Raw genomic sequence first — 26,906 nt, forward strand, 5'->3', positions numbered from 1 at the left:
AGAATTGAATGAATTATTCGAATTACTATTAGTATTGATTAAAATACTATCAGAACTAATCGAATTTATGCCAGAACTAATTGAATTAATATCAGAATGAATTAATTAATATCAGTAAGATGAAAAGAAATAAAATAAAAAAAATATATAATCTTGAAGTAATTTAATAAGGTATCTCGTTATATTATATGAAAGGTCATTCATGAACTTATAAAACTAGACTGCAGTGACAAGGAGGTGGAAAAAATCAATTGCGATAAGTATTTGGAACATTTAATTGATGCATATGGGGATTTGGTTTTTTCCATTTGCTATAAGCTGGTGCAAAGTTATTTTGATGCAGAAGATCTGACCCAGGATACATTTTTAGCAGCGTATAAGAATCTGCATACCTTTGACGGGAAAAATGAAAAAGCCTGGGTGTGCCGGATCGCAACCAATAAGAGCCTGGATTACATAAAAAGGGCCGGAAGAAAGGTAATACCCACAGAGGATGCATATTTTAATGAAGTTCTAAGTAAGGAACCAACGCCAGAACAAAGTGTATTGGAAACGGATGTGAAACAGGAACTATACGATATTTGCAGTCAATTAAAACCGCCCTACCAGGAAATAGCCCTGGACTATTTTTATTATGAAAAAGATATTTCTGAACTTGTAAACAAAAGCGGAAAAAATGTAAAAACAATACAAACACAGGTATACCGTACGAAAATTATGTTAAGAAAATTATGGAGAAGGGAGTAATGATATGGAGACAGATAAAATGCAAGTAACAAAGTCAGATACAATGCACCTAACGACTGTTCATGGCAATCTTACTCTAAAGGAACTGGAACATATTGCGGTCTGCGAGGAATGTGCAGAGAAATTTGCCGAAGGCATTATACTGCAGGACATGATAAAAGCACCACATTATATGAAAGAAAATATACTGGGAAAAGTCAGGGACTTGGAACGTTCAACAGAGGTACGATACAGCTTTCTAAAGCTGAACTGGAAAAACATCCAACTGCTGCGATACAGTTTAAAGATTGGTCTGGCTATGTGTACAGCTCTGGCATTACTTCTCATAATACCTCCTGGTAAGGAAACAACACCGCAGCAACCTTTGGGCATTGTACGTTTTTTAGATAAGATAAATCTTGGAATAAGTGAGTTTTCCGATGATATGGTGGCATATACGGAAAATCTGGTATCAAATAATGATTTGAATAAGGAGGATTTTAAATATGACAAGGAAAAAAAATAGTTTTCTCACCTTTATATTTTCTACTATGTTTGGAGCAGGACATATGTATATGGGTTTTATGAAACAAGGAATATCAATAATGACAGCGGCAGTACTTATAATAGCAGCGGGTAACTGGACCCGGCTTGGCATTATATTTTTAGCCCTCCCGGTGCTATGGTTTTACAGCTTTTTTGATGCAATTAATAAAATGACGCTGCCCGACCGGATATTTCAGACCTTGGAGGATCATTATTTATTTCTTCCAACTCAGGATAATGCTCCGTTAAAACACCTTATTACGAAATATGAAAAGGCAATAGCCATATTCCTGATTCTAATCGGAGCAACAGTATTGTGCGATAATCTTCTGAATTTTATTGCAGACCAAACAGAAAGATATATTAATTCTGGTCTTAGTGATTTTATACGATCCCTGCGTTGGAATGGGCAGAAAATACTATTTTCAGTGGTAATTATTATTATAGGTGTCAAGATGATATCTGGTAAGAAACGGGAACTGGATAGGGAAGAAATGGGTTATAAAAAGAATCGGGATTCTATAGAAAGCATAAGACCTCAAAACAGTAATTATAAGGAGCCGGAGAACAGTAATCTTCATAATCCAACACTTGTAGCTGCTCAGAGAGATACACAGCAGGAAATACAAAACGGTATGCAAAAAGATACAAGACCGGAAATACAAAAGGAAGTGCAAGAGATGCAAAAAGTTACACCGCTGGAAACACAAAAGGAAATGCAGCAAGAGATGCAGAAGGTTACACAACAGGATATAATTGCACTAGATAACTCAATAATAATGGAGGCCAATGAAGTGGACAGTAAGGAGGCAAAAGATGAGAATGCATAGAGCAGGAACCTTTACCCTTGGCTTTGGTCTAATAATCTTTGGAATACTGTTTATGATAAGAATATTTACCAATATAATCAGTTACCAGACTGTGTTTAAATTATGGCCCTTTATTTTTATTTTATTAGGTGGGGAAATTTTAATAGGACATAGGAAAGAAGAAACAATTGTTTATGATGGAGCTGCAATTTTTCTTATAATGGTATTAACTTTTTTTGCCATGGGTATGGCTGGAATGCAGTATCTGTTTGAAAACGGAAGACTTATTTATTGATAGGTGTTGGTATAATACAAAAATAAAATCAAATATGAGATGTTAAATTTAAGTTGTCCGGTAAGAATAAGCAGCAGGCTGTTTTTTTACTGGACAAATTTTTAAAATTAGGTTACTTTAGGTAAAGTTTTTGTGTTATAATAAGACAGGAGCGGTTAAGTAACCGTAAAAAGTGCAAAAGGAAAGGTATTATATATGGATTTTTTTGAGATTTTAAAAGTAATTTTCTTAGGAATCGTTGAAGGAATTACAGAATGGCTGCCTATCAGCAGCACGGGACATATGATTTTGGTGGATGAAATCATGCCGCTTAATTTATCACCAGATTTTAAAGAAGTTTTTTTCATCGTGATACAGTTTGGTGCTATTTTAGCGGTCATCTTATTATTTTGGAACAAGATTTTCCCTTTCAATTTTAAGAAGGATCAAGGTCCCTTTATAAAAATGGATATTATGACCTTATGGATTAAGATTGCCATCGCTTGTCTGCCGGCAATTATTATGGTGCTTTTGTTTGATGATATCATTGATAAATATTTCTATAATTATATTACGGTAGCAATAACACTGGTGGTCTATGGTATTTTATTTATCGTTATTGAGAATATTAATAAACATAGAAAACCTGTTATCAGGAACTTATCCGATCTAACTTATAAAACTGCTTTTATGATTGGATTATTCCAATTGTTGTCCTTGATACCGGGTACTTCAAGATCCGGTGCTACAATATTAGGTGCTATTATTATTGGTACATCCAGATATGTGGCAGCAGAATTCTCCTTTTTCTTAGCGATTCCGGCTATGTTTGGTTACAGCTTGCTTAAAATGCTTAAGTTTGGTCTGAATTTCCAAGGGAATGAGATAATGATATTAATACTGGGAATGTTATCAGCCTTTGTAGTTTCCGTATTTGCAATCAGATTCTTAATGGGATTTGTTAAGAAACATGATTTCAAGGTTTTTGGATATTACAGAATCGTGTTAGGTGTTCTAGTTGTTATTTATTTTTTAGCTACAGGAAAGTAGTAATTATAAACGGTGATAAGCGTTAGGATTCTATATTAAAGTATTCTATATTTAAGACTGGCATATATGATAGAATTAACCTGGTTTTTGTAGCGTATCACCGTTTTTACGAGTAATAATGTACAATAAAAAAAATAATGATAAATCTATTGACAACATATTACACAACTGATATAATGGGTTTAACGTTAAACGGTAACAATACTACATAATATTAATAGATTTCGTAAGTTTAACGTTAAACTATTTATGAAACCTATTAAAAGGAAGGGGATAATTTATGAAGAAAATCAAAAAACTGGTTAGTCTCTTGGTATGCCTTGTGCTCACAGCTAGCATGGTTGCAGCCTGTGGTAAAAAGAACGATACGCCCACGGATACCTCGACAGATACGAACCAAAGTACAGTAGCACAGACCACGGAGGGTACGGCTGCAACGGATCAATCAACAGATACCACCACAGAACCAGCTTCAGGAGAAAATATCCAGTTAAAACTTGGTATCTGGCCGGAAGACACTTTAACTGCAGACATTGAGCTTCATAAAGGATATGTTAAGACCTTTAACGAGACACATCCTAACGTTGAAGTTGTTCCTGCTTATTACAAATATGCTACGGATACCTTTGTATCCTTAGCGGAGTCAGGAAATCTTCCCACAATTTTTGAAACCTGGTATACAGAACCTCAGAAGTTAATTAATGGAGGATTCGTAGCTGATATTACAGATGAGCTTGCTGCAAGAGGATGGGATAAAGCAATCAATCCTTCTATCAAAGATCTGTTATCAAAAGATGGTAGAATTTATGGTATTCCTCGTGATGGTTATGCATTAGGTTTAATGATTAATGTGGAATTATTTGAAGAAGCTGGTCTTGTTGATGCTGACGGATACCCGATATATCCTAAGACCTGGCAGGAACTTGCTGAGACTGCTAAAAAGATTAAAGATGCTACCGGCCAGGCTGGTTTCTGTCTGTTAGCAAAAGATAATGCAGGGGGATGGCATTTCAGCAATATCGCATGGGCATTTGGTGCAACTTTAACAACGGAAGAAAACGGTAAATTTGTAGCTAACGTAGACAGCCCGGAAGCAATTGCAGCCATGGAATATGTTAAATCTTTAAAATGGGACTATGATGTACTAACTCCTGATCCTACGAATGAAGACTGGAGTACAGGCTTTGTAAACTTAGGAACCGGAACCGCTGCTATGTATATCGCAGCCAACGACGCAGTTAATCAGCCTACACAGGTAAATGGGCTGCCGGTTGATAAATTATCTTTAGCGGCTTTACCGGCAGGACCTGGCGGAGCGCAGTTCTCCTTATCAGGCGGAACTCCTTATATGTTTGCGAAAGATGCTACTCCGGACCAAATCAATGCAGCGCTTGATTATCTTGAAGTTATGGGGAAGGCTCCGGTTGCTACTGATGATGCAATTGCAGGTATGAGAGCAGATGCGCAGAATAAAGTTGCTAATAAAGTTCCTGTTATTCCTCGTTTCCCTTGCTGGGTTGATGATAAGGTACTTGCAGCAGAGGCAGCTGTAACCAAGGAATTTGGTAATGTGGACATGAAACTTTATGATTCCTATTTTAATGCAATTAAGGCACCGGGTAATCTTCGCTTAGAAGAACCAGGTTCTGCACAGGATTTATATGCGGAATTAACCAAGGTACTTCAGGCAGTAGTAACAGATAAGAATGCAGATGTTGCAGCGCTCATGAAAACTGCTGACGAGAACTACCAGAAATTACTTGATGAAAATGTAAATAAATAGTAGGCTTATAATTAGTTTTTATCTATATAACCATTCGATGATGGGGTTTTCTGAATAAGATTACCCCATCATCTTTAGAGAAAAAGGAGGGTGGATAAAATGGTCAGGGCAAAAAAAGAAAAACTCCAGCTGAAAACAAAACAAGGATTTAGAAAAAAGGATCTGGCAGGATGGCTGATCATGCTTCCGACAATTATATTATTTGCATTTTTTGTGTGGGAGCCTTTACTCGAAAGTATTCGTCTCTCCCTATATACGGCAAAAGGAATTCGGCTTGAAGAATTTGTTGGATTTGACAATTATATCAGAGTATTTAAACATCCGGACTTTGTTGCTGCTTTTGCAAATACGTTTAAATACATAATTTGGTCTCTAGTTATCGGTTTTTTTACACCCATTATTATGGCAGTATTAATTTCAGAAACAGTACATTTTAAGAGTTTTTTTCGTGTGGGAGTTTATTTCCCTAATATTATGCCGGGACTTGCAACGGTTCTTATGTGGCGATATTTTTTCAGTCCGGGAAATACAGGCGTACTTAATATTTTATTAGAAAAGATAGGTGCTGGACCTCTTTTGTGGCTGACAAATCCTAAATTAACTGTTCCGCTTATTGTTATCACCATGACCTGGAGAGGTGCCGGTGCTACGGCCTTAATATATATGGCGGGTATCAGTAATATTAATCCTGAATTGTATGAGGCTGCCACGATCGATGGAGCAGGAATATTTCAGAGAATGAGGTTTATTACGGTGCCTAGTATATTTGCCCTCGGAAAGACACTTTTAATATTACAGATTATAGCTGTCTTCCAGATCCTCTACGAACCACTAGTTATGACCAACGGCGGACCGAATAATGCAAGTATATCTATTATGCAGTTGGTTTATAACTATGCTTTCCGTGATTTTAATTATCCAATGGCGGCTGCTTTATCCGTAATAATATGTATTATACTGGTAGTTTTAAGCGGATTATACTTTAAACTTACCGCCTCGAAGGAAAATTAGCAGGTTCTGCTAGAATACAGTAGCCTGTTATAATCCTCAATTTATGCTGGCACAGGCAATTGAGTAATCTTGATTCGTGAGCGTAAAGTGCACACAGATGGGAGCTTTTAATGTTTTTTGAAAAGTATAGAAAAAAAGAGGACGGAACCATTCGTTTTTATGATCTTAACTCTACCAGAACAAAGATTTTATGCATTATAATTTTTATCCTTTGTATCGGAATCATCATTGTAGCATTATTTCCGCCGGTATGGGTGTTTCTGGCAAGCTTTAAGGATATTAAGGAGTTTCGCAGAAATCCTACCATCCTGCCGCAGAAGTTTGATTTACAAGTTTTCATAAAAACATGGAATGATTTAAAATTCGTCAAGTATTATGTGAATTCTTTCATATCCGTACTAGGCAGTGTAATCAGTGCGGTTATTTTTAACGGTTTGCTGGCATACGGCTTAGCTATTTTAAAGCCGAAGGGACATAAAATAGTATATGGACTGGTAATGTGGAGTTTATTAATCCCGGCAACTACAAGTATTGTTGCCTTGTTTGTTAACATTAACAAGATTGGTCTTAACCAATCTTTTATACCATTATGGCTGGCTTTGGGAGCCAATGCCTTTTATGTAGTATTATTCAAGCAGTTCTTTGAAGGTCTTCCAAGAGAAATTGTCGAAGCTGCTAAGCTGGACGGCTGCGGATATCTGCAGACATTTTTGCGGATTATATTACCGCTTTCCAAATCAATCGTTATGGTAGTAGTTATTTTTGCAATCAATGCGGCATGGTCTGATTTCCTGCTTCCATATCTGCTTTTGAATGGATCGGGTAAAGAAACTGTTATGGTACGCTTGTTTATGTTCCGAACGTCCAATGCAACGGATGTCGAGGTTCTTAGAGCAGTAGCATTTTCTATTGTCCCGCCCATTATATTATTTACGGTTTTCCAGAAACAAATTACGGCAGGTGCGGCGGCAGGTGCATTAAAGGGGTGAGAGTTCTCCCAATCATCTGTTATACCATACCGGCTTTATAATTGTGTGGGGCTGTTCAAATCAAAGACTAAATTACCTGGGAGAGAATAAGGATTATATTTTGCAGAAATTTTGTGGAAAGTATGCGCGAATGGCTGCAAGAAAGAGAATGCAGCCGCATATTCGCGCGAACTTGTAACAAAATTTCTGCAAAATATAATCCTTATTCTATGCCCAGGGCTGGTATTCTATATTTTGCAACAGCCCCTACAGTTTGTGCCAATTTAATCAGGCACAGACTATTTATGAATAGGAGAATGCTTCCTATAATATAAAAAAACGCTCCGCTAGGGATGCGCACCTCGCGGAGAGGAAGTTATTGCTGCGCAAACCACTTGGGTGCAAAAGTGTCAGTTTACTGACACTTTGTTCCGAAAACTTGCGAGGGAATGAGGTAAAGTATGGCAAAAATAGCTGACAAATATTATATCACCGATCCATGGAACATAATTGAAGAAGGTTTTGATAAAGCCTATTCTCAGGTTTCTGAGTCTATTTTTTCTTTAGGTAATGAGTACATGGGAGTCAGGGGTTATTTCGAAGAAGGGTATTCCAACGAGTCCCTGATTGGAAGTTATTTTAATGGAATTTATGAATCCCAGGAAGTGGAACATTCTGCTTATAAGGGAATGATTGATAAAACTGAATTTATTGTTAATTCCGTTAACTGGCTTTATTTAAGAATTAAAGTGAATGACGAGGAAGTAGATTTAAACAAGTCAGAATTCAGGGATTTTATGAGAATACTGAACTTAAAGACTGGAGTGCTAAATAGGTCTTATGTGTGGATCCTGCAAGACGGCAGGGAACTAAAAGTTGAATTAGAACGTTTCTTATCTATGAATAAAGCGCACTTAGCAGGTCAAAGACTGATACTGACGCCGCTTAATTTTACCGGAGAGGTTACGGTTACGGCTGGTCTGGATTTCACTGAAATCCATCATATGGTCGGTAAGAATTTATGGGAATGTAAGGATATAAAAGCCGGTGAAAAGTGGTGCAGTATTTTGGCGGATACCGTCAATACGAACCAGTCGGTTTTTTCCAGTTGTTATTTTGAATGTGATCCAGTAAAAGAAGAAGAAATAGTTGAGGATAAAAGAGTGTTAAAACAATTTACCCTTACTGTTACAGAGGATCAGCCAACGGTTTTTACCAGGGTTATTATGAATATAACCAGAAAGGATACATTGCCAGAGGATTTTGATTCGTTTAACGTTAAATGCATGGAAGCCGCCAATACTGTTAAAGAAGTCCAATATGATGCTGAAAAAGCAGAAAGTGCCCTATGGTGGAAAAATGTCTGGAAGGATTCTGATATTGTAATTGAGGGAGATGAGTTAAACCAGCAGGGAATCCGCTTTTGTATCTTTCAGATGCATCAGACATACCACGGTGCGGAAAAAGGAACCATTATCGGTGCGAAAGGACTTACCGGTGAAGCCTACAGCGGCAACACCTTCTGGGATACAGAGACATATTGCCTGCCGTTTTATATATTTAATAATACTGAAGCAGCGAGACATTTAATTGAATTCCGTTATTTGACTTTGGAGGAAGCAAAGAAACGTGCAAAGGCTCTTGACTGTGAAGGAGCTTTTTATCCCATAGCCACCATAACCGGCAGGGAATGCTGTAGTTTGTGGCAGCATGCAAGTTTACAGCTCCAGGCCTCTACTGCTGTAGCCTATGGTATCTGGCACTATGAGAATATTACTAAGGATCATGCCTTTGTGTTTAAAACAGGACTTCCTGTACTGGTGGAAGTAAGCAGAATGCTTGCAACCCGGGGAGACTGGAGTGGAGATAAGAAACGCTACGGATTTTATGGGGTGATGGGACCGGACGAGTTCCAGATGATGGTAAATAACAATTGCTATACCAATTATCTAGGTAAAGTTACTTTAGAATATACCTTAGAGGTGTTAAGACGCTTTAAGGAATGCCGGGAAGCTGATTATTATAATTTTCTGGAAGAGTATAAAGTAAATACCGGTGAACTGGGCAATTGGGCAGATATTGCAGAACATATGTATATACCATATGACGAATCCACCAGGGTGTTTGAGCAGCATGAAGGCTATTTTAACCTGCCCCATATTGATGTGGATAAGATACCAGTAGAGGATTTTCCCTTATATCATCATTGGACTTATGACAGAATCTATCGCAATGATATGATTAAACAGCCGGATATTCTTATGATGATGTTACTGTATAACGGCAATTTTACAGAAGAACAGCTTAAAAATAATTACGAATATTATGAGCCAAGGTGTATCCATGAAAGTTCCTTATCACCTTCTGTTCATTCAATTCTGGCGGTACAGCTTAAGAAACATGAGGAGGCTTATAAGTTCTTTGGATTTGCAACCAGGATGGATTTGGATAATTATAACCGTAATACCCTGGAGGGGCTTCATACCACCTCCATTGCGGCAGCCTGGATGAATATTGTTTACGGTTTTGCAGGAATGCGTTCCGATCAGGAGAAATTAATATTTTCTCCCTCCATCCCAAAAGAATGGAAGGGTTACTCCTTTAGAATCAGTTACGCTCAGGATGTTATACAGGTAAAAGTCGGGAAAGATACTGTTACCTTTTGTACGGCAGGCGGACGGGAAATAGAGGTATCGATCTATGGGGAAACTATCGTATTGAGTAAAGAAGAAACGGTTATTGAAATTCCTGCGGACTATAGAGGTTAAGTGATTTGAAAGAGTAGTTGAAAGTAAAATACACTTTCAACGTCTTGATATGTAAGCCTGCTAAAGCAGGCGGACGGGAGTAGTTGAAAGTAAAATACATTTTCAACGTCTTGATATGTAAGCCTGCTAAAGCAGGCGGACGGGAGTAGTTGAAAGTAAAATACACTTTCAACGTCTTGATATGTAAGCCTGCTAAAGCAGGCGGACGGGAGTAATTTAAAGTATGATAAATTGGAAGATTGATGAAGAAGGGTTTTTTGAAGACCGTATTACTGCCAATGGTAATAAGTTTCTTGTAGGCAATGGATATATGGGAATCCGGGGGACTCTTACAGAGTATGATAAGCATAAATTTACTGCCGTTAATCTTGCCGGTATCTATGACCAAGTGGGAGATGGGTGGAGAGAACCTCTTAATGCACCTAATGGTTTATATACAACGGTAGAACTAGACGGTGAAAGTTATACGCTTCCGGATAAGAAACCGGCTTTCCACTCAATGAGTTTGGATTACAGGCATGGTATCTTTTCCAGGAAAACAACCTGGAAGACAGAGAAAGGCACTTTGACTGTAACAGAGGAACGTTTTGCGAGTTTAAAGGAAAAACACCTTATTACCATGAAATACACTGTCACATCAGAACGTGACGGTATAATTAGGCTAATTACTGGTATCGACGGTGATGTATGGGATATTAACGGACCTCATTATGATGATGTGCTGTTATCCGAAGAGGGCAATATCATAAAAGCAGTAGGTATTACCCATGAAAGCAAAGATAAAGTTGTAGTATTTGAAGTTTATAATGCAGATTTTCTTTCAACAGAAGAGATACATAAAGCAGACAGAACAATATCCAGAGTTTTAACTTTTCATGCCAAAGCAGGAAAAACCTATACTATTAATAAATTTATCAGTGTCTTTACCAGTAAAGACAGAGAAGATTATATGGATCGTGCAAAAACCGTAGTTGACGGCGCAGAAAAAGCCGGCTACGAGGCAGCTTTAAAAAGCCATTTCAAGGAATGGGAAAAGAAATGGAGCATTTCCGAGGTGACGATTGAGGGGGATGATGCAGCCATGGAGGGACTTAATTACTCCATATATCATCTTCACTGCATAGCCCCAAGGCATTCTGATAGTTTGTCTATAGCAGCAAGGGGCTTGTCAGGACAGACTTATAAAGGTGCGGTTTTTTGGGATACGGAAATGTTTATGCTGGATTTCTTTCTCTTTACTGAACCGGAGGTAGCAAAAACGCTGCTAAAATACCGTATCGATACTCTGGATGGAGCCTTAAAGAAAGCAAAAAGTTACGGCTATGACGGAGCTTTTTATGCCTGGGAGAGTCAGGAGGGCGGATATGATGCCTGCTCCGATTATAATGTGACCGATGTATTTACCGGCAGGCAGATGAGGACTTATTTTAAAGATAAGCAGATACATATATCTTCAGCTGTGGTTTATGGCATTATGCGGTATGTGAATTATACCGGCAATAAGGATTTATTGGAAGAAGGCGGAGACAGGGTCATCTTGGAATGTGCAAGATTTTATTATGATTTGCTGGTAAAAAGAGTTCCCATAGATCGTTATGAACTCCATGATGTCATTGGACCTGACGAATACCATGAAAGAGTCAATAATAATGCCTATACAAACCGCATGGCCAAGTATACCTTTGACAGTGCGGTAACTGTACTAGATTGGTTGTTAAAGGAAAAGTCCCTGGATACGAAAGCGTTAGAACAAAAGGGCTATGATTTAAAGGGTTTAAAAGCTACCTATGAAGATGCAGCAAAAAGGCTGTATATACCGGAACCGGATGAGAAAACAGGTATTATCCCGCAGTTTGATGGTTACGAAAAATTGGAAGATGTAGGGCTGGGCGAGTTAAAGGGGCGTATCCTTCATGAGAAAGAATATTGGGGCGGTGCTTATGGTATTGCTTCTCATACCAAGGTAATCAAACAGGCTGATGTTGTTACCCTGATGAACTTATTTTCAGAGGATTATAGTAAGGACCTGCTGCGAAAGAACTGGGATTATTACGAACCAAGGACAGAACATGGTTCTTCTTTAAGCGCTTGTATGTATGCGATGTTAGCTTGTAAATGCAGTATGCCGGATAAAGCGTATCCTTTATTTAGAAAATCAGCCGATGCTGATTTAAGCGGAGGCGGGAAACAATGGGCAGGACTTATCTATATTGGCGGAACCCATCCGGCAGCCTCCGGCGGAGCTTATATGACTGCAATAGAAGGTTTTGCCGGTATCCATGAAGAAAACGGAGTATTAAAGGCAAAGGCAGCGTTACCGGCTAAGTGGGAACGCTTATCCTTTAAGTTAATATACAAAGGAGACTTGTATGGAGTCATGGTTACGAAAGACCGGGCTGAGGTTACCTTGCTTTAACGCTGTTTCGTTCTACCAGATGGATTGGAAGGATCACTTCCCGGTTAGGTATTGGTTTATTCTCCAGCTGATCAATTAAAAAATAGACGGCTAATTTACCTTTTAATGGTGCATCCTGGTGAATAGTAGTAAGCCGTGGAGAAGTAAGATGGCATAAGTTAATATCATCGAAACCAATGACAGAGATGTCCTCTGGGACTCTTTTCCCGGCTTGATTAAGACCTGACATGATTCCAGCAGCTAATATATCCGCAGTAGCAAAAACAGCAGTGATATCGTTTCGTTTTGCCAGATTCATACCTAAAGCTACAGTAGTATTCACATCCAGTTCCTGTTCAAAAACCAGTTCGGGACGAAAGGGGATGGCAGCTTCTGTAAGTGCCTTTTGGTAACCTAGGAAACGTTCGTATACAACACCTCTTTTTTTTATTGTAGGAGAAGCAAAAGCAATCTCTTTGTGACCTTTATCAATCAAATATCTGGTAGCGGTGTAACCGCCATTATAATCTTCCAGACCTACGTTACACATATTGGGGTGTGTTACATAACTGTCTATTAATACGATTGGAATAGATAAGCCGGCCAAGGCATCAAAAAATTCATCCTGGAAAACACCGGTACAAAAAAGTCCGTCCACATTCCAGTTGCGAAGAAAAGTCAATAAATCAGCAGTGGTTTCAACGGTACGCAGCATAAGATAATATCCGTTTTCACGTAAAGTTTTTTCAATGGATCCAATAAAAGCAGAATGAAAAGGGTCTTCCACGATACTTTCATTTTTATTCTGGGTCAGGTGGCTGATCATTCCAATTACTTTTGAGGAACTAGATACCAGGGAGCGTGCTGACATATTGGGTACATAACCTAGCTTTTCAATCGTTTCATTGATATGGGCTATGGTTTCCGCGGAAACACGGCCAGCCCTGCCGTGAATTACGTTAGAGACTGTGGTACAGCTAACACCAACAGCTTGAGCGATATCCTTTATAGTAGTCATCCAAGATGATCCTTTCTTCATAGGTTTAAGGTTAAACTAATTATTATTATAGTCTATCACAAATGTAAATAAAAGTACAGATTAATTATATTTGAAATTGCTACATACGAAAAGAACTTCTTCCTGTATTGTGATGGCAGATAACGGTATCATGGTCGGAAGTTTAAAAAAATATTATAGAAAGGATGCCACATTAGAAGTTTTCAAAGGTTGAAAGAAAATATAACTTCAAAGTAGATACCATCTTAGAATCTTTCAAAGGTTGAAAGAGAACATATATATTTAAAAAGATACCATCTTAGAATCTTTCAAAGGTTGAAAGAAAACATATATATTTAAAAAGATACCATCTTAGAATCTTTCAAAGGTTGAAAGAAAACATAAATATTTAAAAAAAGATACCATATTAGAATCTTTCAAAGTTTGAAAGAAAACACATACATTTAAAAGATTCCATATAAGAATCTTTCAACCGGATTTAGTAATAAATTTTTTTCTGTGGCCGTATCGCAGATGGATTTGTGATATGTAATGGGTATAAGAATGATAAAAGGCGTTATTTTTGATCTTGACGGAGTATTAGTCTCTACGGACGAGATGCATTTTAAAGCGTGGGAAAAGTTTGCAAAAGAACTTGGAATTATCAATTTTACCAAAGAGGATAACAAAAGGCAAAAGGGTGTAAGCCGTATGGAATCGCTGGAGGTTGTCTTAAGTAAAGGCAGCAGGGTATATTCTGAGGAAGAAAAACAAGAGTTTGCAGAACGTAAAAATCAATACTATATTAAGCTTCTGCAATCCTTAAAGGAGGATGCTATTCTTCCAGGTGTTATTAATACTCTTAAGATGTTAAAAGAGAAAGAAATTTTAATTGGAATTGGTTCCGTCAGTAAGAACACACCACTGATTTTGGATAAAACAGGACTTACACCATATATTGACAAGGTCAGCTGCGGACTTGATATTACAAGATCAAAACCGGATCCCCAAGTATTTGAAGTAGCAGCTGAAAAACTAGGACTTCTGAAAGAAGACTGCCTGGTGGTGGAGGACTCCATAGCAGGTATTATTGCAGCAAAAGCAGCACATATGAGAACTTTGGGGGTTGGACCGGAATATAAGCAGTTAAGGGCTGATTATGCGGTGGCGAATTTACAGGAGGAAATTGATTGGAAATCAATACTAGATAGCTGATAATTGGTTGGTGTTAGATAAATAGTTAGAAGAATAGTTAGAAGAATAGTTAGAAGAATAGTTAAAAGAATAGTTAAAAGAATAGTTAGAAGAATGGAGGGTAATTATGGAGGGTAAAAAAACCAGAAGCGGAGTCAGTGAATGGATTTTTGCATTGGTTCTGCTTATTTTGTGTGGCGGGATTTTTACATATATACACCTAAAAGCAGCAGAGGTGAAGCAGGTGATAAGTCTAAAAGATGCAAAATTAGTGTTATATGAGGGACCAAAATCATTAAAAGATGCTACGGCAGCAGATCTTATAAATACCAGTGAGAAATTAAGGGATTTTTCCCTGATGCACTGCACGGATACCAAAATATCGGTAAATGGATACGACTGTTATGTATATGACACCAATGTAAACCATACCAGAAGCTGGGTTCCTGATTATATGCCTCCCCAGTCCAGAACTCCGGTCGCTTATTTTGATTTCGCCAGGGCGGCTAAAGTGGAAGTAAAGGTTCCTTCAATTGATATCGATACAGTAAAAATAAGCCCGGTAAGTTATGGTATAAAGCCTGAAATTGATAAAGAAAACCATCAGATAACCTTTATGATAACCAAACCGGATACCTATACCATAACCTTTAATGATTCTGCATCCCGGGCTGTACACATTTTTGCCAATCCCATAGAGACAGATGTACCGTTACAGGACGATGGGAATGTTGTTTATATTGGTCCCGGTGAATGGAATATTGGATCCATTATGCTAGAAGACAATCAGACTTTGTATATTTCTGGTGGAGCAGTCATTCACGGCATTGTAAATGCCAATTACGCAAAGAATATAACGGTTTGCGGAAGAGGAATTATTGATGGTTCCAAGCTGGAGGGCTGGCTCGGGAAAAATGCTTATATCCCGTTAAAGTTTGATAATTGTGACAATATAACCATAAAAGATGTTATTGTATTAAATCCCAATGCCTGGGTGTGTGCCGCTAAGAGTTCAACCAATGGAGTAATCAACGGGGTTAAGATTATCTCCTCCAGACCCAATGGTGACGGTATCAGTCTATCGTCTTGTAAGAATTACCAGATAAGTAATTGCTTTGTAAGAAGCTGGGATGACTCTTTGGTAGTCAAAAATTATGAAGGAAATTCTGAGAATATAACGTTTAAAAATATGCAGCTATGGACTGACCTTGCCCAATCTATGGAGGTTGGTTATGAAACCAATAAGGGTAATAGGGCAGAGGCAGCCATCAGCAAAGTGAATTTTGAGGATATTACCGTTTTAAATAATTTTCACAAACCAGTTATTTCCATCCATAACGCCGATGATGCACTGGTTTCTAATATAAGCTTTAAAAACATAACAGTGGAAAATGCTCAAATGGGATCTGGTGATGGCGAGGAAGCCCCTTACTTAATTGACCTTAATATTGTCCAGAATTCAAATTGGTCAACGACAAAAGAAAGAGGACAGGTACGTAATATAAGTATTGACGGAGTTAAGGTTTTATCCGGGAAATTTAATGCTTCCCACATCGGCGGATTTGATGAAAGCCATACGGTTGATGGCGTGAGCATAAAAAATCTTGAGATACTAGGTGAGAGGATAACAAGTTTTGAGCAGGGAAAATTTGAAATTGATGCAGCTACTGCTAAAAATCTTACTTTAGAATGAGAGGTGTGCCCTATGAAAATAGTTAGAAGATTATTAATCGGATTGCTAGCTGCAGCTAATGTTGCATTAATTTTATATGCCGTAACATGGTTAAAGGAACCGCCGCAATCCATAGATGCGGCTAATGTTACTGTTGTAAAGGCTCCCAAACAGACAGAGCCTATGGAACACCCAGACTTTGTAAAGAAAGATTATGTCCTGGTATTGCCGGAGGGAACGAATATTGCATTAGGTAAGAAGGTGGAAGCCAGTAGTTTTAATGATGTTTACACGCCAAGAAAAGTGGTGGACGGGGATACAGCTGGAATATCCTACTGGGAAGGAAAATCGGATTATCCCAATACCTTAACCGTAGACTTGAAACAACCCTCTAAAATCCATGCTATCCGTGTTGCTCTATGCCCTGACCCAGCCTGGGGAAAACGTACCCAAACCTTTTCGGTTCAGATCAGTGAAGATGGAAATAAATTTACAGACTTTATCGATTCAAAGCAATATACGTTTGATCCTGATACTGGTAATGAAGTACAGTTAATCTTCGAGGATATTAAAACCAGATTTGTTCAGCTCTCATTTACCGAAAATTCGGGTGCAGGGGGAGGACAGGTAGCAGAATTTGAAATTTATAGTAAATAGCTATATTCAAATCAAGTAATGAAAAGCCAGAATAGTGTTCTAATTATGGTTCTAGAACAGTATTTTGGCTTGTTCTTTGTAAAGTTTTAGGATTGTAATTATAATTTTGTCTTATTAAATTCTTGACAAATGAAGCAAAAAGATATATTGTTTTATTGTACACCCCACGGGGGTATAGAGGTTCAGAGCATTTTGAATTAGGAAAGACTTTTACTTAGTTCAGATAAGATTTTACCCTGCAATAAAATTAACGTTACTGGGGATGACCTGCCCGGTTGTCAGTAAACTGCTAAAAAAGTTTTAAAAGATAACGGATAAATACGGTGGAGGTCAATCTCTTAACAACAGCATGAGATATTAATATCTGTATATAATAACATATAAGGAGAGAAAAATCATGAAGAAAATATTAAAAATTGAAGGAATGACCTGCAGCCATTGCCAGGCCAGAGTAGAAAAAGCATTAAATGGTATTTCTGGAGTTAATGCAAAAGTAGACCTGAAGAAAAAGGCTGCGGTGGTAAGTTTTGATTCCGATGTGAGTGACGCTGTTTTTAAAGATGCCGTTACAGAAGCCGGATACGAAGTGGTGTCTATAGAAGAAAAAAAAGGTCTTTTTAGCAGATAATCAGGAGAGTGATATGAAAGCGGATAAGACTAAGGTTACTCGTCTTTTAAAAACTGCCAGAGGGCAGATCGATGGTTTATTAAAAATGGTTGAAGAGGACCGCTATTGTATTGAAGTTTCAAATCAGCTTATGGCTACCCAGGCAATCCTAAGAAAGGTAAACAATGAAGTGATTCACGCTCATTTAGGAGCATGTGTAAAAGAAGGATTTGAACAGGGTACAGAAGATGAAAAAATTGAAGAAATCGTAAAATTGATTGATAAGCTCTCGAAATGAGGGCTTATCTTTTTATGTGTCCCGCAGGTATGAAATCTAATATAACTTTTAGCAAATTGCCACAATATCCCATACAAGGTCCTTTGGTGGCAAATATAATTTGTATACAATTATAAACTGTTATTTTTTTAGATTTTTGGTTAATAAGACATAGAATAACCATTAACGATTATATGAATACTAAAAAATAAACAGATTATAAAGATATTCTTATGAGACCTTAAGTTTTCTTAATTTTATAAAATATTATTTTATTTTTTACTTGACATGTGATATAATTGTTCGGGATTTAAATTATTTCCAATTATCTGATAATTCGACAGAAAAGTGGAATTATATACTAGTAACCTTAGGAGTGGAATGGGATGGATAAAGATAATAACCGTTATACAAATGATAAGAGTAAGGATATTCCCGGAGATGGAAGTAAAAACAAAGGTTGGGAGCAATATTCTGATGATATAGGCAATAACATAGCCGGTTATGAAGATGAAGACGCGTTTATAGACGAAGTCAATTCTTCATTGGCGCAGCAAATCAGCACGGAATTGGAGGACAAAGATACGAGCACAAATGATAACAACAAGAAGAAAAAAGGCAAAGTGCCAAAAGGCGTTAAAATTTTCGGGATTATTTTTTCAGCAATTATGTTAATAGGCTGTTTATTGGTGTTTACTCCCGGCGGCAGGAGTCTGATAATTAAGCTGGCCGGCAATTACATTTATGGAAAGCTTGACTATGAAGATTCTAATACAACGGATGTAACGGATAATGATCAGAATACTGTTGAAAATCATAAACCAGACAGACCTGTTGAGCATATTGTAAATATACTCTTACTTGGTGTCGAAGAAATAGGAGGAGCCTCCAATACCGACTTAATGATAGTCGCCACCATGAATACAAAAGATAAGACCATGAAACTTACCTCTATCATGAGGGACATGTATGTAGAGATTCCAGGTCACGATAACAATAAATTAAATTCTGCCTATGCAAGAGGTGGTATTGATTTGCTGTACCAGACCATAGAGAACAATTTTGGTGTACATCTAGATGGATATGTTTTAGTTAATTTCGACTCTTTTGAAAAACTAGTTGACCTTGTAGGTGGTGTAGATGTTACCTTGACTAATACGGAAGCAAACTATCTGAATACTACGAATTATATTTCAGATCCTGCCAACCGTCATGTAAAGGCAGGTACTCAGCTTATGAATGGTAATCAGGCTTTAGGCTACTGCAGGGTTCGTAAGGTATCCACCGGAACGGAAAATAACGATTTTGGCCGTACCCAAAGACAAAGAGCAGTCCTTAATTCCATATTTGATAAGTTAAAATCAAAGAATGTATTACAACTTGGTTTGTTTATGAATGATGTATTAAATAATGTTAATATAAAAACAGACATTACACAGTCAGAATTTAATGAATATTTAGAAGAAGCAACCAGTTTAAATGTAAAGAAACTTGAGAATTTAAGAATCCCATCTGACGGTAATTATAAAACAGAGCGAGTTCAGATCGGAAAATATAAACAGGATGTCCTGCTGCCTACTGACTGGGATGCAATGCGTGGAGAAATTCATGAGTTTATTTATGGAGCTGATTCCACCAGTACTACTGACGTTAATTCGGCAGATGATACCACAGATACACAAGAATAAGCAAAAGTTACGGTTGGTTTATATTTAGTAATAATAACATTTATAAGAAAAGCAGTATAAATATATTAAAACAATATATTAAAACAATATATTAAAACAATATATTAATAGCAATATATTAAAAGCAATATAATAAAAGGGATTTATACTTGATATCAGGTATGGATCCTTTTTTATGTTATAGAAACTGCGTCCTATCACATAAAAAAGCTCCGCTATGAGTGCGCACCTCGCAGAGAGAAAGTTATTGCTATGTAAACCGCTTGTCGCGATAGTATCAGTTTAATGACACTTTGTTCCTAGAGGGTATATTTGCATTTGAGGTTAATAACTTGTGAAGGATGCAATAATGTGGAAGATGAAAACTCAGGAAGTATTAGTTTCAATGCAGGAAATCCGGGTATCATAAAGAAAAGATAATAGTATAGTGGGATTAAGTGTTTTAATATATTGACTTTTTATTATGATGAGTATAGTATAGGAAGCATAGATATTTAGATAATTATCTAAATATCTATGCTTATAATAATTTTATATCAGTAAGGAAGAGCAGGTAATAGAAATTAATTGGGAGGTAAGTGTATGCTTAGTATCAGAAATTTAAGTAAAAGCTATAAAGGTGGGAAAAAAGCTGTAAATAATTTATCCATAGAAGTTGAGTCAGGGGATATATATGGTTTTATCGGGCATAACGGAGCAGGAAAGACCACCACTCTCCGTGCAGTTACAGGTGTTCTTGATTTTGAAGAAGGAGATATTATGATTAATGGTATTTCCATTAAAAAAGATGCGGTTGCCTGTAAGAGAGTAACAGCATATATACCGGATAATCCTGACATCTATGAACATTTAACTGGAATACAGTATATAAACTTTATTGGTGATATCTATGGGGTACCAAAAACAGAGCGGGAGAGCCTTACAAAAAAATATGCCGATGCCTTTGAATTAACTCAGAACTTAGGCGATTTGATATCTTCTTATTCCCATGGGATGAAACAAAAGCTTGTGATTATTTCTGCCTTGATTCACAGTCCAAAGTTATTAATACTTGATGAACCCTTTGTGGGACTTGATCCCAAAGCTTCACATACCTTAAAGACTATTATGAGCGAACTTTGTGATAAGGGTAGTGCTATATTTTTCTCAACCCACGTACTGGAAGTTGCTGAAAAACTATGCAACAAAATAGCCATTATAAAAGGGGGAAATCTGGTGGCCTGTGGTGATACGGCATCTGTAAAGGGGAATCATAGTTTAGAGGACGTCTTCATGGAATTAATTGAAGAGCAGGAGGGGTAAAGGTTGAAAGAAAATAAAAGAGTAGAAAGGATGCCACATTATGATTCTTTCAACCAGTTATATTTGTGGCAGTATCGCAAGTAAACTTGCGATATGCAATGGGTGTAAATAATGAAACAAATTTGGTTATTAACAAAGATTCAACTGCATACCGCTTTTGATTTTAACTTAACCATGAAAAGCAGAAAGATAGTAAAGAAAAAAAACTATACGTTTCGTATAGCTTTATTGATTTTCATTCTTTTGATGGCGGTAACTTCTTTTATTTACAGTTATTCTATTGGTACAACCCTAAAACTTATCGGAATGCTTTATTTACTGCCGGAGTTAATGATGGCAGTAACTTGTGTGGTGACTTTTATGACAACGATTTACAAAGTAAAAGGGACCTTGTTTGGGTTTAAAGATTATGATATGATTATGTCACTGCCTGTAAAGGAAAGTGTGATAGTAATTAGTCGTTTCATCTTATTATACTCAATTAATATTACTTTTACTTTAATAATTATGTTACCGGCTGCTGTTGCATATGGGATATTATCGGCAGCAAATCCTTTGTTCTATGCAGCTAGTCTGCTTACGGTATTGTTTATACCTGTTATTCCTATGATTGCAGCTGCAGTGATGGGAACATTGATTACAATAATTGCCTCCCGGTTCCGCCATAGTAATTTATTTAATTTAATCATAACCTTCGCTTTTCTAGGTGGATTTATGATATTTGGATTTCGAATGGATTCTGAGGAAGCATTGGGACAGATGAGTTCAGTTCTGACAAAGCAGATAGACAGAATCTATCCTCTGGCCGCTATGTACCGGAGAGCAGTATGTGAACTTAATCCATATTCCATGTTGATTTTCCTAATGATATCTGGTATAGCACTTATTGTATTTGCTTACTTTGTTGGTATAAAATTTAAAGCAATTAATACCGGTATTGCTGCAAACCGGACAAAATCCAATTATAAGATAGGAGCACTTAAGCAGGGCAGCCCTTTCAAGGCTTTATACCAGAAGGAATTAAAGAGATTTTTTTCCTCCAGTTTATATATTATGAATACAGCTTTTGGCATTGTCATGATGATGATTGGGGCGTTAGCTACTTTGTTTTTGAGTCCGGAAAAGCTGGCTCAGATTTTAGAGATACCTCAGATGTCCAGCATGGCTGGTGCACTTGCACCGCTTATCGTGTCGATGTGTGTTTCCATGACTTTTATTACTGCTTGTTCCATTTCTTTAGAAGGCAGGAATTTATGGATACTAAAAACTTCACCGGTTTCAATAAAAACCATCTTCTTAAGCAAAATCGCAGTTAATTTAACCATTACCCTGCCGGCAGTTTTTTTGAATGGCATCTTAATCGCAGTTGGACTTAAATTAGCAATTGACGATATCATAGTCCTTTTTTTAATGCCTGTTGTATATGCTGCTTTTACAGCGGTATCGGGTTTGGTGATTAATCTCTTACTGCCAAAGCTGGACTGGACTTCCGAGGTCTCGGTAATTAAACAGAGTGCAGCTTCCATGATTGCAACCTTTGGAGGAATTGCCGTAGTCGCACTCCCCATAGTACTTTTACTCGGACTCTCAGATATAAAACCCGTTTATACTAATGCCGCAAGTACAGTAGTTATCGCATTAATGACCTGCTTTTTATATCATTACTTAAATACAAAAGGTGAGAAACTATTTCAGTCACTTTAGTATCAAAACAGATCTTGCAGTACATTTAAATACTCATTTTACGAAAGGATGAACAGGTTGAAAAGAAAAGTGTTATTCAAACGGCAAAAAGCATACAGGATGCTTTATACTCAGTATTTGTTTGCCGTTAATGGAGCAGATGGAGGTTATCATGAATGATGCTTTTAAAGCTTTGGCTGATCCTACCAGGCGCAGGATTCTTGAACTATTATCAAAAAAGGATCTAAATGCAGGTGAGATTGCTGACTATTTTAATATTAGTAAACCCTCAATCAGCCATCACTTAACTATATTAAAGAATTCAGGCTTAATCAGTGATGAAAGACAGGGTCAGAATATTGTATACACCTTGAATACGACAGTATTTGAAGATATGGTTAAATGGTTTTTTGATTTTACCAATAAGAACAGCAGCGAAGGAGAAACGGATTATGAAGAAAATAAGTAAAAATATGATATGGTTATTAGCAATCGTATCAAGTATCGGAACTCTGTTTAGTTATCCTAAGCTGCCCGAGCAAATACCAGTCCACTGGAATTTACGGTTTGAAGTTGATGGCTGGGGTAAGAAAGGCAGTATTATTGGGTTAGGGCTGCTGCCGCTGCTTATTCTGATTTGTTTTGAATTATTTGCAAAATTCAGTACACGCAAGATTAGTAATGAAAAACATATCAAGGTATACAGGATTCTTGAAATAGCAACCGTAATTTTAATGATTGGCTTAAACTGGACTTCAATTATTATTGCATTGGGTTATAATATTAATATCAGTGTAATTCTGCCGGTGGTTATGGGTATCTTTTTCATTCTTATAGGGAATTATATGCCTGCCTTAAAAGGTAACCATTTTATTGGAATCCGAAATCCCTGGACCTTAAACGATGAATATGTATGGCGCAAAACCCATAAAGCAGGTGGTTATTTATTTATTATCATTGGTGTTTTCATGATTGTTATGGGTTTCTTGAAATCTGATTATATTAATAAAATAGTTTTTATTATTATGCTTAGCGGAATAGTTGCGATAAATGTATATTCGTATTATATTTACCGTAAAAGATATTAGTTATGAGAAAAAGAGGATTACACCAGAATATAATACTTCCTGGTGTAAATCCTCTTTTTGATTTTCTTAATAAAATTATTTACCTATAGTATAGACTTCAAATATTCTTCGTTTAGAGCAATTACCTGTGCCATAGCTGCTTTTCCGGGTCCTCCTATGGTATTGCGTTTTTCTACACAGGTCTTTAGGTTGACTGCTTCATAAATATCCGCTTCAAAGACAGGACTGATTGCTTTAAATTCCTCCAGGGACATATCATCTATAGCAATCCCTTTATCAATACAGTAAAGTACCAGTTGCCCGATAATACCGTGGGCATCCCGAAAGGCAACGCCATGGTTAACCAGGTAATCCGCTGCATCTGTTGCGTTGGTAAAGCCGTTTTTCGCGCTGTTTTCCATAGCGGGTATATTAAACTTCATAGTAGAGAGCATACCGGTAAAAAGCCCTAAACAGCCTTTTACAGTATCCATGGCATCAAAGGTAAGTTCCTTATCCTCCTGCATGTCTTTATTGTAAGCTAAAGGCAGCCCTTTCATGGTGGTAAGAAGAGAAATTAAAGAACCATATACCCGTCCGGTCTTTCCTCTGACCAATTCTGCAATATCCGGATTTTTTTTCTGCGGCATAATACTGCTGCCTGTGGAATAGGCATCGTCCAGTTCCACAAATTGATATTCATTGGAATTCCAAATGATAATCTCTTCACAGAAACGGCTTAAATGCATCATAATGATAGATAAGCCACTTAAAAATTCAATCAGATAATCTCTGTCAGCAACGGAATCCATGCTATTAAGGGTTGGTCCGTCAAAACCTAACAGTCTGGCGGTATAAGCACGGTCAAGGGGATAAGTAGTCCCGGCAAGGGCACCAGAGCCAATAGGAGAGTAATTCATCCGGTCATAAATATCTAAAAGCCTGGAATGATCCCGTTTAAACATCTCAAAGTAAGCACCCATATGATGAGCGAGGGTAATAGGCTGGGCTTTTTGTAAATGGGTAAAACCAGGCATATAAGTATCCAGATTTTCCTTCATGACCTTTTGGAGCACTACTAATAAATCCTTTAAAAGTTCCTTAATCTGAAGTAATTCATCTCTGGTATATAATTTCATATCCAAGGCAACCTGATCATTACGGCTTCTGCCAGTGTGGAGTTTTTTGCCCGGTTCACCAATCCGGTTAATCAGGTTGGCTTCTACAAAACTGTGGATATCCTCATGGGTCCCATCGATTACTAAGCTACCGCTAATTATCTCTTCCTTAATATCATTTAAGCCATTAATGATTGCTACTTTCTCTAAATCGCTTAGAATGCCCTGTTTTGCCAGCATGGTAACATGGGCAATGCTTCCGTCAATATCCTGTTTGAAAAATTTCTGATCAAAGGATATGGATGCATTAAAGTTATGCACTAACTGATCGGTTTCTTTGGTAAAGCGTCCGCCCCATAGTTTCATAAAGTGGTACCTCGTTTCTTAAAATGTTTAATTATTCGTAAATTAGATTAATTATACAATGAAAAAAGCTTTTTTTCAATATGAAGCAGACAAAAAAATTATATTAATTCAATTCATATAACTTATTGTATTTTTCGGTCAGATATTTGACATAATAGTCTGCATTTAATTCTTCACCCATCATTTCTGTTAAAATTTCATTGGTATTTTTGGTTTTACCGTATTTATGGATGTGATTATTTAAATATTCCCGAATTGGAGTAAGATTTCCGGCTGTTAAGTATTCATCAATTGGCATAATCGAGTTCATATGATAATAAATCTGCGCGGCAATAGCACTTCCGATTGCATAGGAGGGAAAGTAGCCGAAGCTGCCGCCGGCCCAGTGGATGTCCTGTAAAACACCAATTGCATCATTCTCCGGTTCAATTCCCATATATTTTTTGTATTTTTCATTCCAGACTTTTGGAAGATCTTCGATTTTTAGCTCATCAGCAAAGATCATTTTCTCAATTTCATAACGGATAATAATATGAAGAGAATAAGACAATTCATCAGCCTCCGTACGGATGAAACCTGGAGCAGCTTTATTAATCCCTTTGATAAAATGCTCTAAGGTAACCTCCTTTAACTGCTCAGGGAAGGTTTCTTTCAGCTTGGGAAACAACGGTTTCCAAAATGCTTCGCTTCTTCCGATTACATTCTCAAAGAATCGGGACTGGGACTCATGCATACCCATGGAGGTTCCGGTTCCAACCGGTGTCTGGGTAATGGCATCGTCAATATGCATCTCATAGATACCATGACCGCTTTCATGTATAATAGAAAAGATAGCACTTTCCAAGTTGTCTTCATGAAAATGATTGGTAATGCGGACGTCATGATTATGAAGATTAGTAGTGAAGGGATGAGCACTTTCTGCTATAACACCGCGGTTAAAATCAAATCCTACGTAACCGCTGACATAGCGGCAGAATTCTTTTTGTTTCTCTACATCATAATATTTGTGATTATAAGATTTATCAATGGTATCCTTTCTCTTAGTGACTTCTTTTAACAAAGGAATAACGGCTTCTTTGATTTTGCCAAAGAATTCATCCAGTTTTTCCATATTAAAGCCTTCTTCAAAATCGTTTAATAAAATATCATAGAGCTTTTCCTTATTTTTAGCACGGTACCCTGCAAATTTCTTACGATACATAATAATTTCGTCCAGAGTTTCTGAAAAATCAGCAAAACTTTTCTTATTTTTAGCTCTCGACCAGATCCCAGAGGCTTTTGCGGTTAGTTCACTAAAGGCCTGATATTCTTCCGGAGGAATATGTTCCAGTTCTTCAATGGATTTTTTGATTTCTTTTACGATAGCTTTCTGGTTGAAATCAAGGGTTTCGTGTTCCTTATCATCACTGAGCTTACGAATGAGTTTTTTTACCTCGTCATTAATTAAACTGGTAAAGAATTCATTAGAAAGAATACCAATTGTCTTGGAAGTATACTCCATAGACTCCTCCGGAGCCAATGTCTCCGCATCCCATTCAAATAATGTAAGAGCCGCCTGAAAAGCCATACATTTTTCTATCTTCTTTGATAACTCTTCATAATTTTTATTCATGATACACCCGTTGCATCGCAAGTCCACTTGCAATACACCTTTCTTTTTTAATTTTTTCTTCTTTGTGAGTCTGCATTTAGTATATCATATTGTTCCTTAAAATATCAATAAATTGGGTCGTTGAATAAATTAAAATTTCCAAAAAAATGTAGGAAAACTACCAAAATATGTACAACTTTTTTCAGAGGTTATGGTATAATAAAGATAGAAGATGTCCTATCTTCTAAATATGCAACTGATTAAATAAAATATAAAGTACATTCCATATCCTCACATAGTGCATACATTTGCAGACAGTGTTTATACTATAATTGGACATTTACGGTGATAGCATAA

General features: G+C 37.1%; 23 protein-coding genes. 20 read left to right on the top strand and 3 right to left on the bottom strand.

The features are described from left to right. The first annotated feature begins 237 nt into the window (after positions 1-237). The 10 genes from QA584_RS11730 to QA584_RS11775 all read left to right on the top strand — a co-directional run bounded on the left by QA584_RS11730 (position 238) and on the right by QA584_RS11775 (position 12,351). Positions 238-747 carry an RNA polymerase sigma factor gene (locus QA584_RS11730; RefSeq protein ID WP_278274696.1) on the top strand — a complete coding sequence of 170 codons (510 nt, stop codon included), beginning with the start codon at positions 238-240 and terminating at the stop codon, positions 745-747. A 4-nt stretch (positions 748-751) separates the two neighbouring features. After that, positions 752-1,252: a hypothetical protein gene (locus QA584_RS11735; RefSeq protein ID WP_278274697.1), complete on the top strand. Its 501-nt coding sequence runs from the start codon at positions 752-754 to the stop codon at positions 1,250-1,252. After that, positions 1,233-2,102: a hypothetical protein gene (locus tag QA584_RS11740; protein WP_278274698.1), complete on the top strand. Its 870-nt coding sequence runs from the start codon at positions 1,233-1,235 to the stop codon at positions 2,100-2,102. Before QA584_RS11735 ends, QA584_RS11740 begins: the two co-directional genes overlap by 20 nt. After that, positions 2,089-2,376, top strand: a complete 288-nt coding sequence (locus QA584_RS11745; protein WP_278274699.1) for a hypothetical protein — start codon at positions 2,089-2,091, stop codon at positions 2,374-2,376. Before QA584_RS11740 ends, QA584_RS11745 begins: the two co-directional genes overlap by 14 nt. Before the next feature lie 195 nt (positions 2,377-2,571). Further along, complete coding sequence (locus tag QA584_RS11750) at positions 2,572-3,405, top strand: undecaprenyl-diphosphate phosphatase (protein ID WP_278274700.1); 834 nt, start codon at positions 2,572-2,574, stop codon at positions 3,403-3,405. Between the two features lie 280 nt (positions 3,406-3,685). Next, positions 3,686-5,188 carry an ABC transporter substrate-binding protein gene (locus QA584_RS11755; RefSeq protein WP_278274701.1) on the top strand — a complete coding sequence of 501 codons (1,503 nt, stop codon included), beginning with the start codon at positions 3,686-3,688 and terminating at the stop codon, positions 5,186-5,188. A 99-nt stretch (positions 5,189-5,287) separates the two neighbouring features. Continuing rightward, positions 5,288-6,199, top strand: a complete 912-nt coding sequence (locus QA584_RS11760) for a carbohydrate ABC transporter permease (RefSeq protein WP_278274702.1) — start codon at positions 5,288-5,290, stop codon at positions 6,197-6,199. Between the two features lie 110 nt (positions 6,200-6,309). Beyond that, entirely contained in the window at positions 6,310-7,188 is an 879-nt protein-coding gene (locus QA584_RS11765) for a carbohydrate ABC transporter permease (RefSeq protein ID WP_278274703.1), read from the top strand. Between the two features lie 440 nt (positions 7,189-7,628). Continuing rightward, the gene (locus tag QA584_RS11770; protein WP_278274704.1) at positions 7,629-9,935 is read left to right on the top strand and encodes a glycoside hydrolase family 65 protein; all 2,307 of its coding nucleotides are present in this window, start codon (positions 7,629-7,631) and stop codon (positions 9,933-9,935) included. 223 nt (positions 9,936-10,158) lie between these two features. Next, positions 10,159-12,351 (top strand): glycosyl hydrolase family 65 protein, encoded by a 2,193-nt coding sequence (locus tag QA584_RS11775; RefSeq protein ID WP_278274705.1) that lies wholly within the window; start codon positions 10,159-10,161, stop codon positions 12,349-12,351. Here the strand turns inward: QA584_RS11775 and QA584_RS11780 are convergent. Then, the gene (locus QA584_RS11780) at positions 12,338-13,348 is read right to left on the bottom strand and encodes a LacI family DNA-binding transcriptional regulator (RefSeq protein ID WP_278274706.1); all 1,011 of its coding nucleotides are present in this window, start codon (positions 13,346-13,348) and stop codon (positions 12,338-12,340) included. The two genes, QA584_RS11775 and QA584_RS11780, sit on opposite strands and share 14 nt — an antisense overlap. Positions 13,349-13,879: 531 nt before the next feature. Here QA584_RS11780 and pgmB point away from each other — a divergent pair. The 10 genes from pgmB to QA584_RS11830 all read left to right on the top strand — a co-directional run bounded on the left by pgmB (position 13,880) and on the right by QA584_RS11830 (position 23,495). Beyond that, positions 13,880-14,542, top strand: coding sequence for a beta-phosphoglucomutase (gene pgmB / locus QA584_RS11785; RefSeq protein ID WP_278274707.1), 663 nt, complete (start codon positions 13,880-13,882; stop codon positions 14,540-14,542). A gap of 106 nt (positions 14,543-14,648) precedes the next feature. Next, entirely contained in the window at positions 14,649-16,214 is a 1,566-nt protein-coding gene (locus tag QA584_RS11790; RefSeq protein ID WP_278274708.1) for a glycosyl hydrolase family 28 protein, read from the top strand. Between the two features lie 12 nt (positions 16,215-16,226). Next, a complete protein-coding gene (locus QA584_RS11795) occupies positions 16,227-16,850 on the top strand; it encodes a discoidin domain-containing protein (protein ID WP_278274709.1) in 624 nt (207 codons plus the stop codon). Between the two features lie 397 nt (positions 16,851-17,247). Continuing rightward, positions 17,248-17,478, top strand: a complete 231-nt coding sequence (locus QA584_RS11800) for a heavy-metal-associated domain-containing protein (protein ID WP_278274710.1) — start codon at positions 17,248-17,250, stop codon at positions 17,476-17,478. Positions 17,479-17,491: 13 nt separating this feature from the next. Next, entirely contained in the window at positions 17,492-17,755 is a 264-nt protein-coding gene (locus tag QA584_RS11805; RefSeq protein ID WP_278274711.1) for a metal-sensing transcriptional repressor, read from the top strand. Between the two features lie 365 nt (positions 17,756-18,120). Continuing rightward, entirely contained in the window at positions 18,121-19,422 is a 1,302-nt protein-coding gene (locus tag QA584_RS11810; RefSeq protein WP_278274712.1) for an LCP family protein, read from the top strand. A 582-nt stretch (positions 19,423-20,004) separates the two neighbouring features. Continuing rightward, on the top strand, positions 20,005-20,724 hold the full coding sequence (locus QA584_RS11815) for an ABC transporter ATP-binding protein (RefSeq protein ID WP_278274713.1): 720 nt from the start codon (positions 20,005-20,007) through the stop codon (positions 20,722-20,724). Between the two features lie 111 nt (positions 20,725-20,835). Further along, a complete protein-coding gene (locus QA584_RS11820) occupies positions 20,836-22,428 on the top strand; it encodes a putative ABC transporter permease subunit (protein ID WP_278274714.1) in 1,593 nt (530 codons plus the stop codon). Positions 22,429-22,579: 151 nt separating this feature from the next. Next, positions 22,580-22,876, top strand: coding sequence for an autorepressor SdpR family transcription factor (locus tag QA584_RS11825; RefSeq protein ID WP_278274715.1), 297 nt, complete (start codon positions 22,580-22,582; stop codon positions 22,874-22,876). Then, positions 22,860-23,495, top strand: a complete 636-nt coding sequence (locus QA584_RS11830; RefSeq protein ID WP_278274716.1) for an SdpI family protein — start codon at positions 22,860-22,862, stop codon at positions 23,493-23,495. The genes QA584_RS11825 and QA584_RS11830 overlap by 17 nt, the downstream gene beginning before the upstream one ends. Before the next feature lie 83 nt (positions 23,496-23,578). On the opposite strand, the gene argH is transcribed toward QA584_RS11830, so the two are convergent. Both argH and QA584_RS11840 read right to left on the bottom strand, forming a co-directional pair. Then, positions 23,579-24,958: an argininosuccinate lyase gene (gene argH, locus QA584_RS11835; protein WP_278274717.1), complete on the bottom strand. Its 1,380-nt coding sequence runs from the start codon at positions 24,956-24,958 to the stop codon at positions 23,579-23,581. 103 nt (positions 24,959-25,061) lie between these two features. Further along, a complete protein-coding gene (locus QA584_RS11840) occupies positions 25,062-26,570 on the bottom strand; it encodes a carboxypeptidase M32 (RefSeq protein ID WP_278274718.1) in 1,509 nt (502 codons plus the stop codon). Positions 26,571-26,906: the final 336 nt, after the last annotated feature.

This window comes from Anaerocolumna sp. AGMB13025, assembly GCF_029689925.1.
GTDB lineage: Bacteria > Bacillota > Clostridia > Lachnospirales > Lachnospiraceae > Anaerocolumna.

Excerpts from the sequence above, each read along its gene's own strand:
- QA584_RS11735 (WP_278274697.1), top strand. The coding sequence starts at position 752 with ATGGAGACAGATAAAATGCAAGTAACAAAGTCAGATACAATGCACCTA.
- QA584_RS11740 (WP_278274698.1), top strand. The coding sequence starts at position 1,233 with ATGACAAGGAAAAAAAATAGTTTTCTCACCTTTATATTTTCTACTATG.
- QA584_RS11745 (WP_278274699.1), top strand. The coding sequence starts at position 2,089 with ATGAGAATGCATAGAGCAGGAACCTTTACCCTTGGCTTTGGTCTAATA.
- QA584_RS11750 (WP_278274700.1), top strand. The coding sequence starts at position 2,572 with ATGGATTTTTTTGAGATTTTAAAAGTAATTTTCTTAGGAATCGTTGAA.
- QA584_RS11755 (WP_278274701.1), top strand. The coding sequence starts at position 3,686 with ATGAAGAAAATCAAAAAACTGGTTAGTCTCTTGGTATGCCTTGTGCTC.
- QA584_RS11760 (WP_278274702.1), top strand. The coding sequence starts at position 5,288 with ATGGTCAGGGCAAAAAAAGAAAAACTCCAGCTGAAAACAAAACAAGGA.
- QA584_RS11765 (WP_278274703.1), top strand. The coding sequence starts at position 6,310 with ATGTTTTTTGAAAAGTATAGAAAAAAAGAGGACGGAACCATTCGTTTT.
- QA584_RS11770 (WP_278274704.1), top strand. The coding sequence starts at position 7,629 with ATGGCAAAAATAGCTGACAAATATTATATCACCGATCCATGGAACATA.
- QA584_RS11775 (WP_278274705.1), top strand. The coding sequence starts at position 10,159 with ATGATAAATTGGAAGATTGATGAAGAAGGGTTTTTTGAAGACCGTATT.
- QA584_RS11780 (WP_278274706.1), bottom strand. The coding sequence starts at position 13,348 with ATGACTACTATAAAGGATATCGCTCAAGCTGTTGGTGTTAGCTGTACC.
- pgmB (WP_278274707.1), top strand. The coding sequence starts at position 13,880 with ATGGGTATAAGAATGATAAAAGGCGTTATTTTTGATCTTGACGGAGTA.
- QA584_RS11790 (WP_278274708.1), top strand. The coding sequence starts at position 14,649 with ATGGAGGGTAAAAAAACCAGAAGCGGAGTCAGTGAATGGATTTTTGCA.
- QA584_RS11795 (WP_278274709.1), top strand. The coding sequence starts at position 16,227 with ATGAAAATAGTTAGAAGATTATTAATCGGATTGCTAGCTGCAGCTAAT.
- QA584_RS11800 (WP_278274710.1), top strand. The coding sequence starts at position 17,248 with ATGAAGAAAATATTAAAAATTGAAGGAATGACCTGCAGCCATTGCCAG.
- QA584_RS11805 (WP_278274711.1), top strand. The coding sequence starts at position 17,492 with ATGAAAGCGGATAAGACTAAGGTTACTCGTCTTTTAAAAACTGCCAGA.
- QA584_RS11810 (WP_278274712.1), top strand. The coding sequence starts at position 18,121 with ATGGATAAAGATAATAACCGTTATACAAATGATAAGAGTAAGGATATT.
- QA584_RS11815 (WP_278274713.1), top strand. The coding sequence starts at position 20,005 with ATGCTTAGTATCAGAAATTTAAGTAAAAGCTATAAAGGTGGGAAAAAA.
- QA584_RS11820 (WP_278274714.1), top strand. The coding sequence starts at position 20,836 with ATGAAACAAATTTGGTTATTAACAAAGATTCAACTGCATACCGCTTTT.
- QA584_RS11825 (WP_278274715.1), top strand. The coding sequence starts at position 22,580 with ATGAATGATGCTTTTAAAGCTTTGGCTGATCCTACCAGGCGCAGGATT.
- QA584_RS11830 (WP_278274716.1), top strand. The coding sequence starts at position 22,860 with ATGAAGAAAATAAGTAAAAATATGATATGGTTATTAGCAATCGTATCA.
- argH (WP_278274717.1), bottom strand. The coding sequence starts at position 24,958 with ATGAAACTATGGGGCGGACGCTTTACCAAAGAAACCGATCAGTTAGTG.
- QA584_RS11840 (WP_278274718.1), bottom strand. The coding sequence starts at position 26,570 with ATGAATAAAAATTATGAAGAGTTATCAAAGAAGATAGAAAAATGTATG.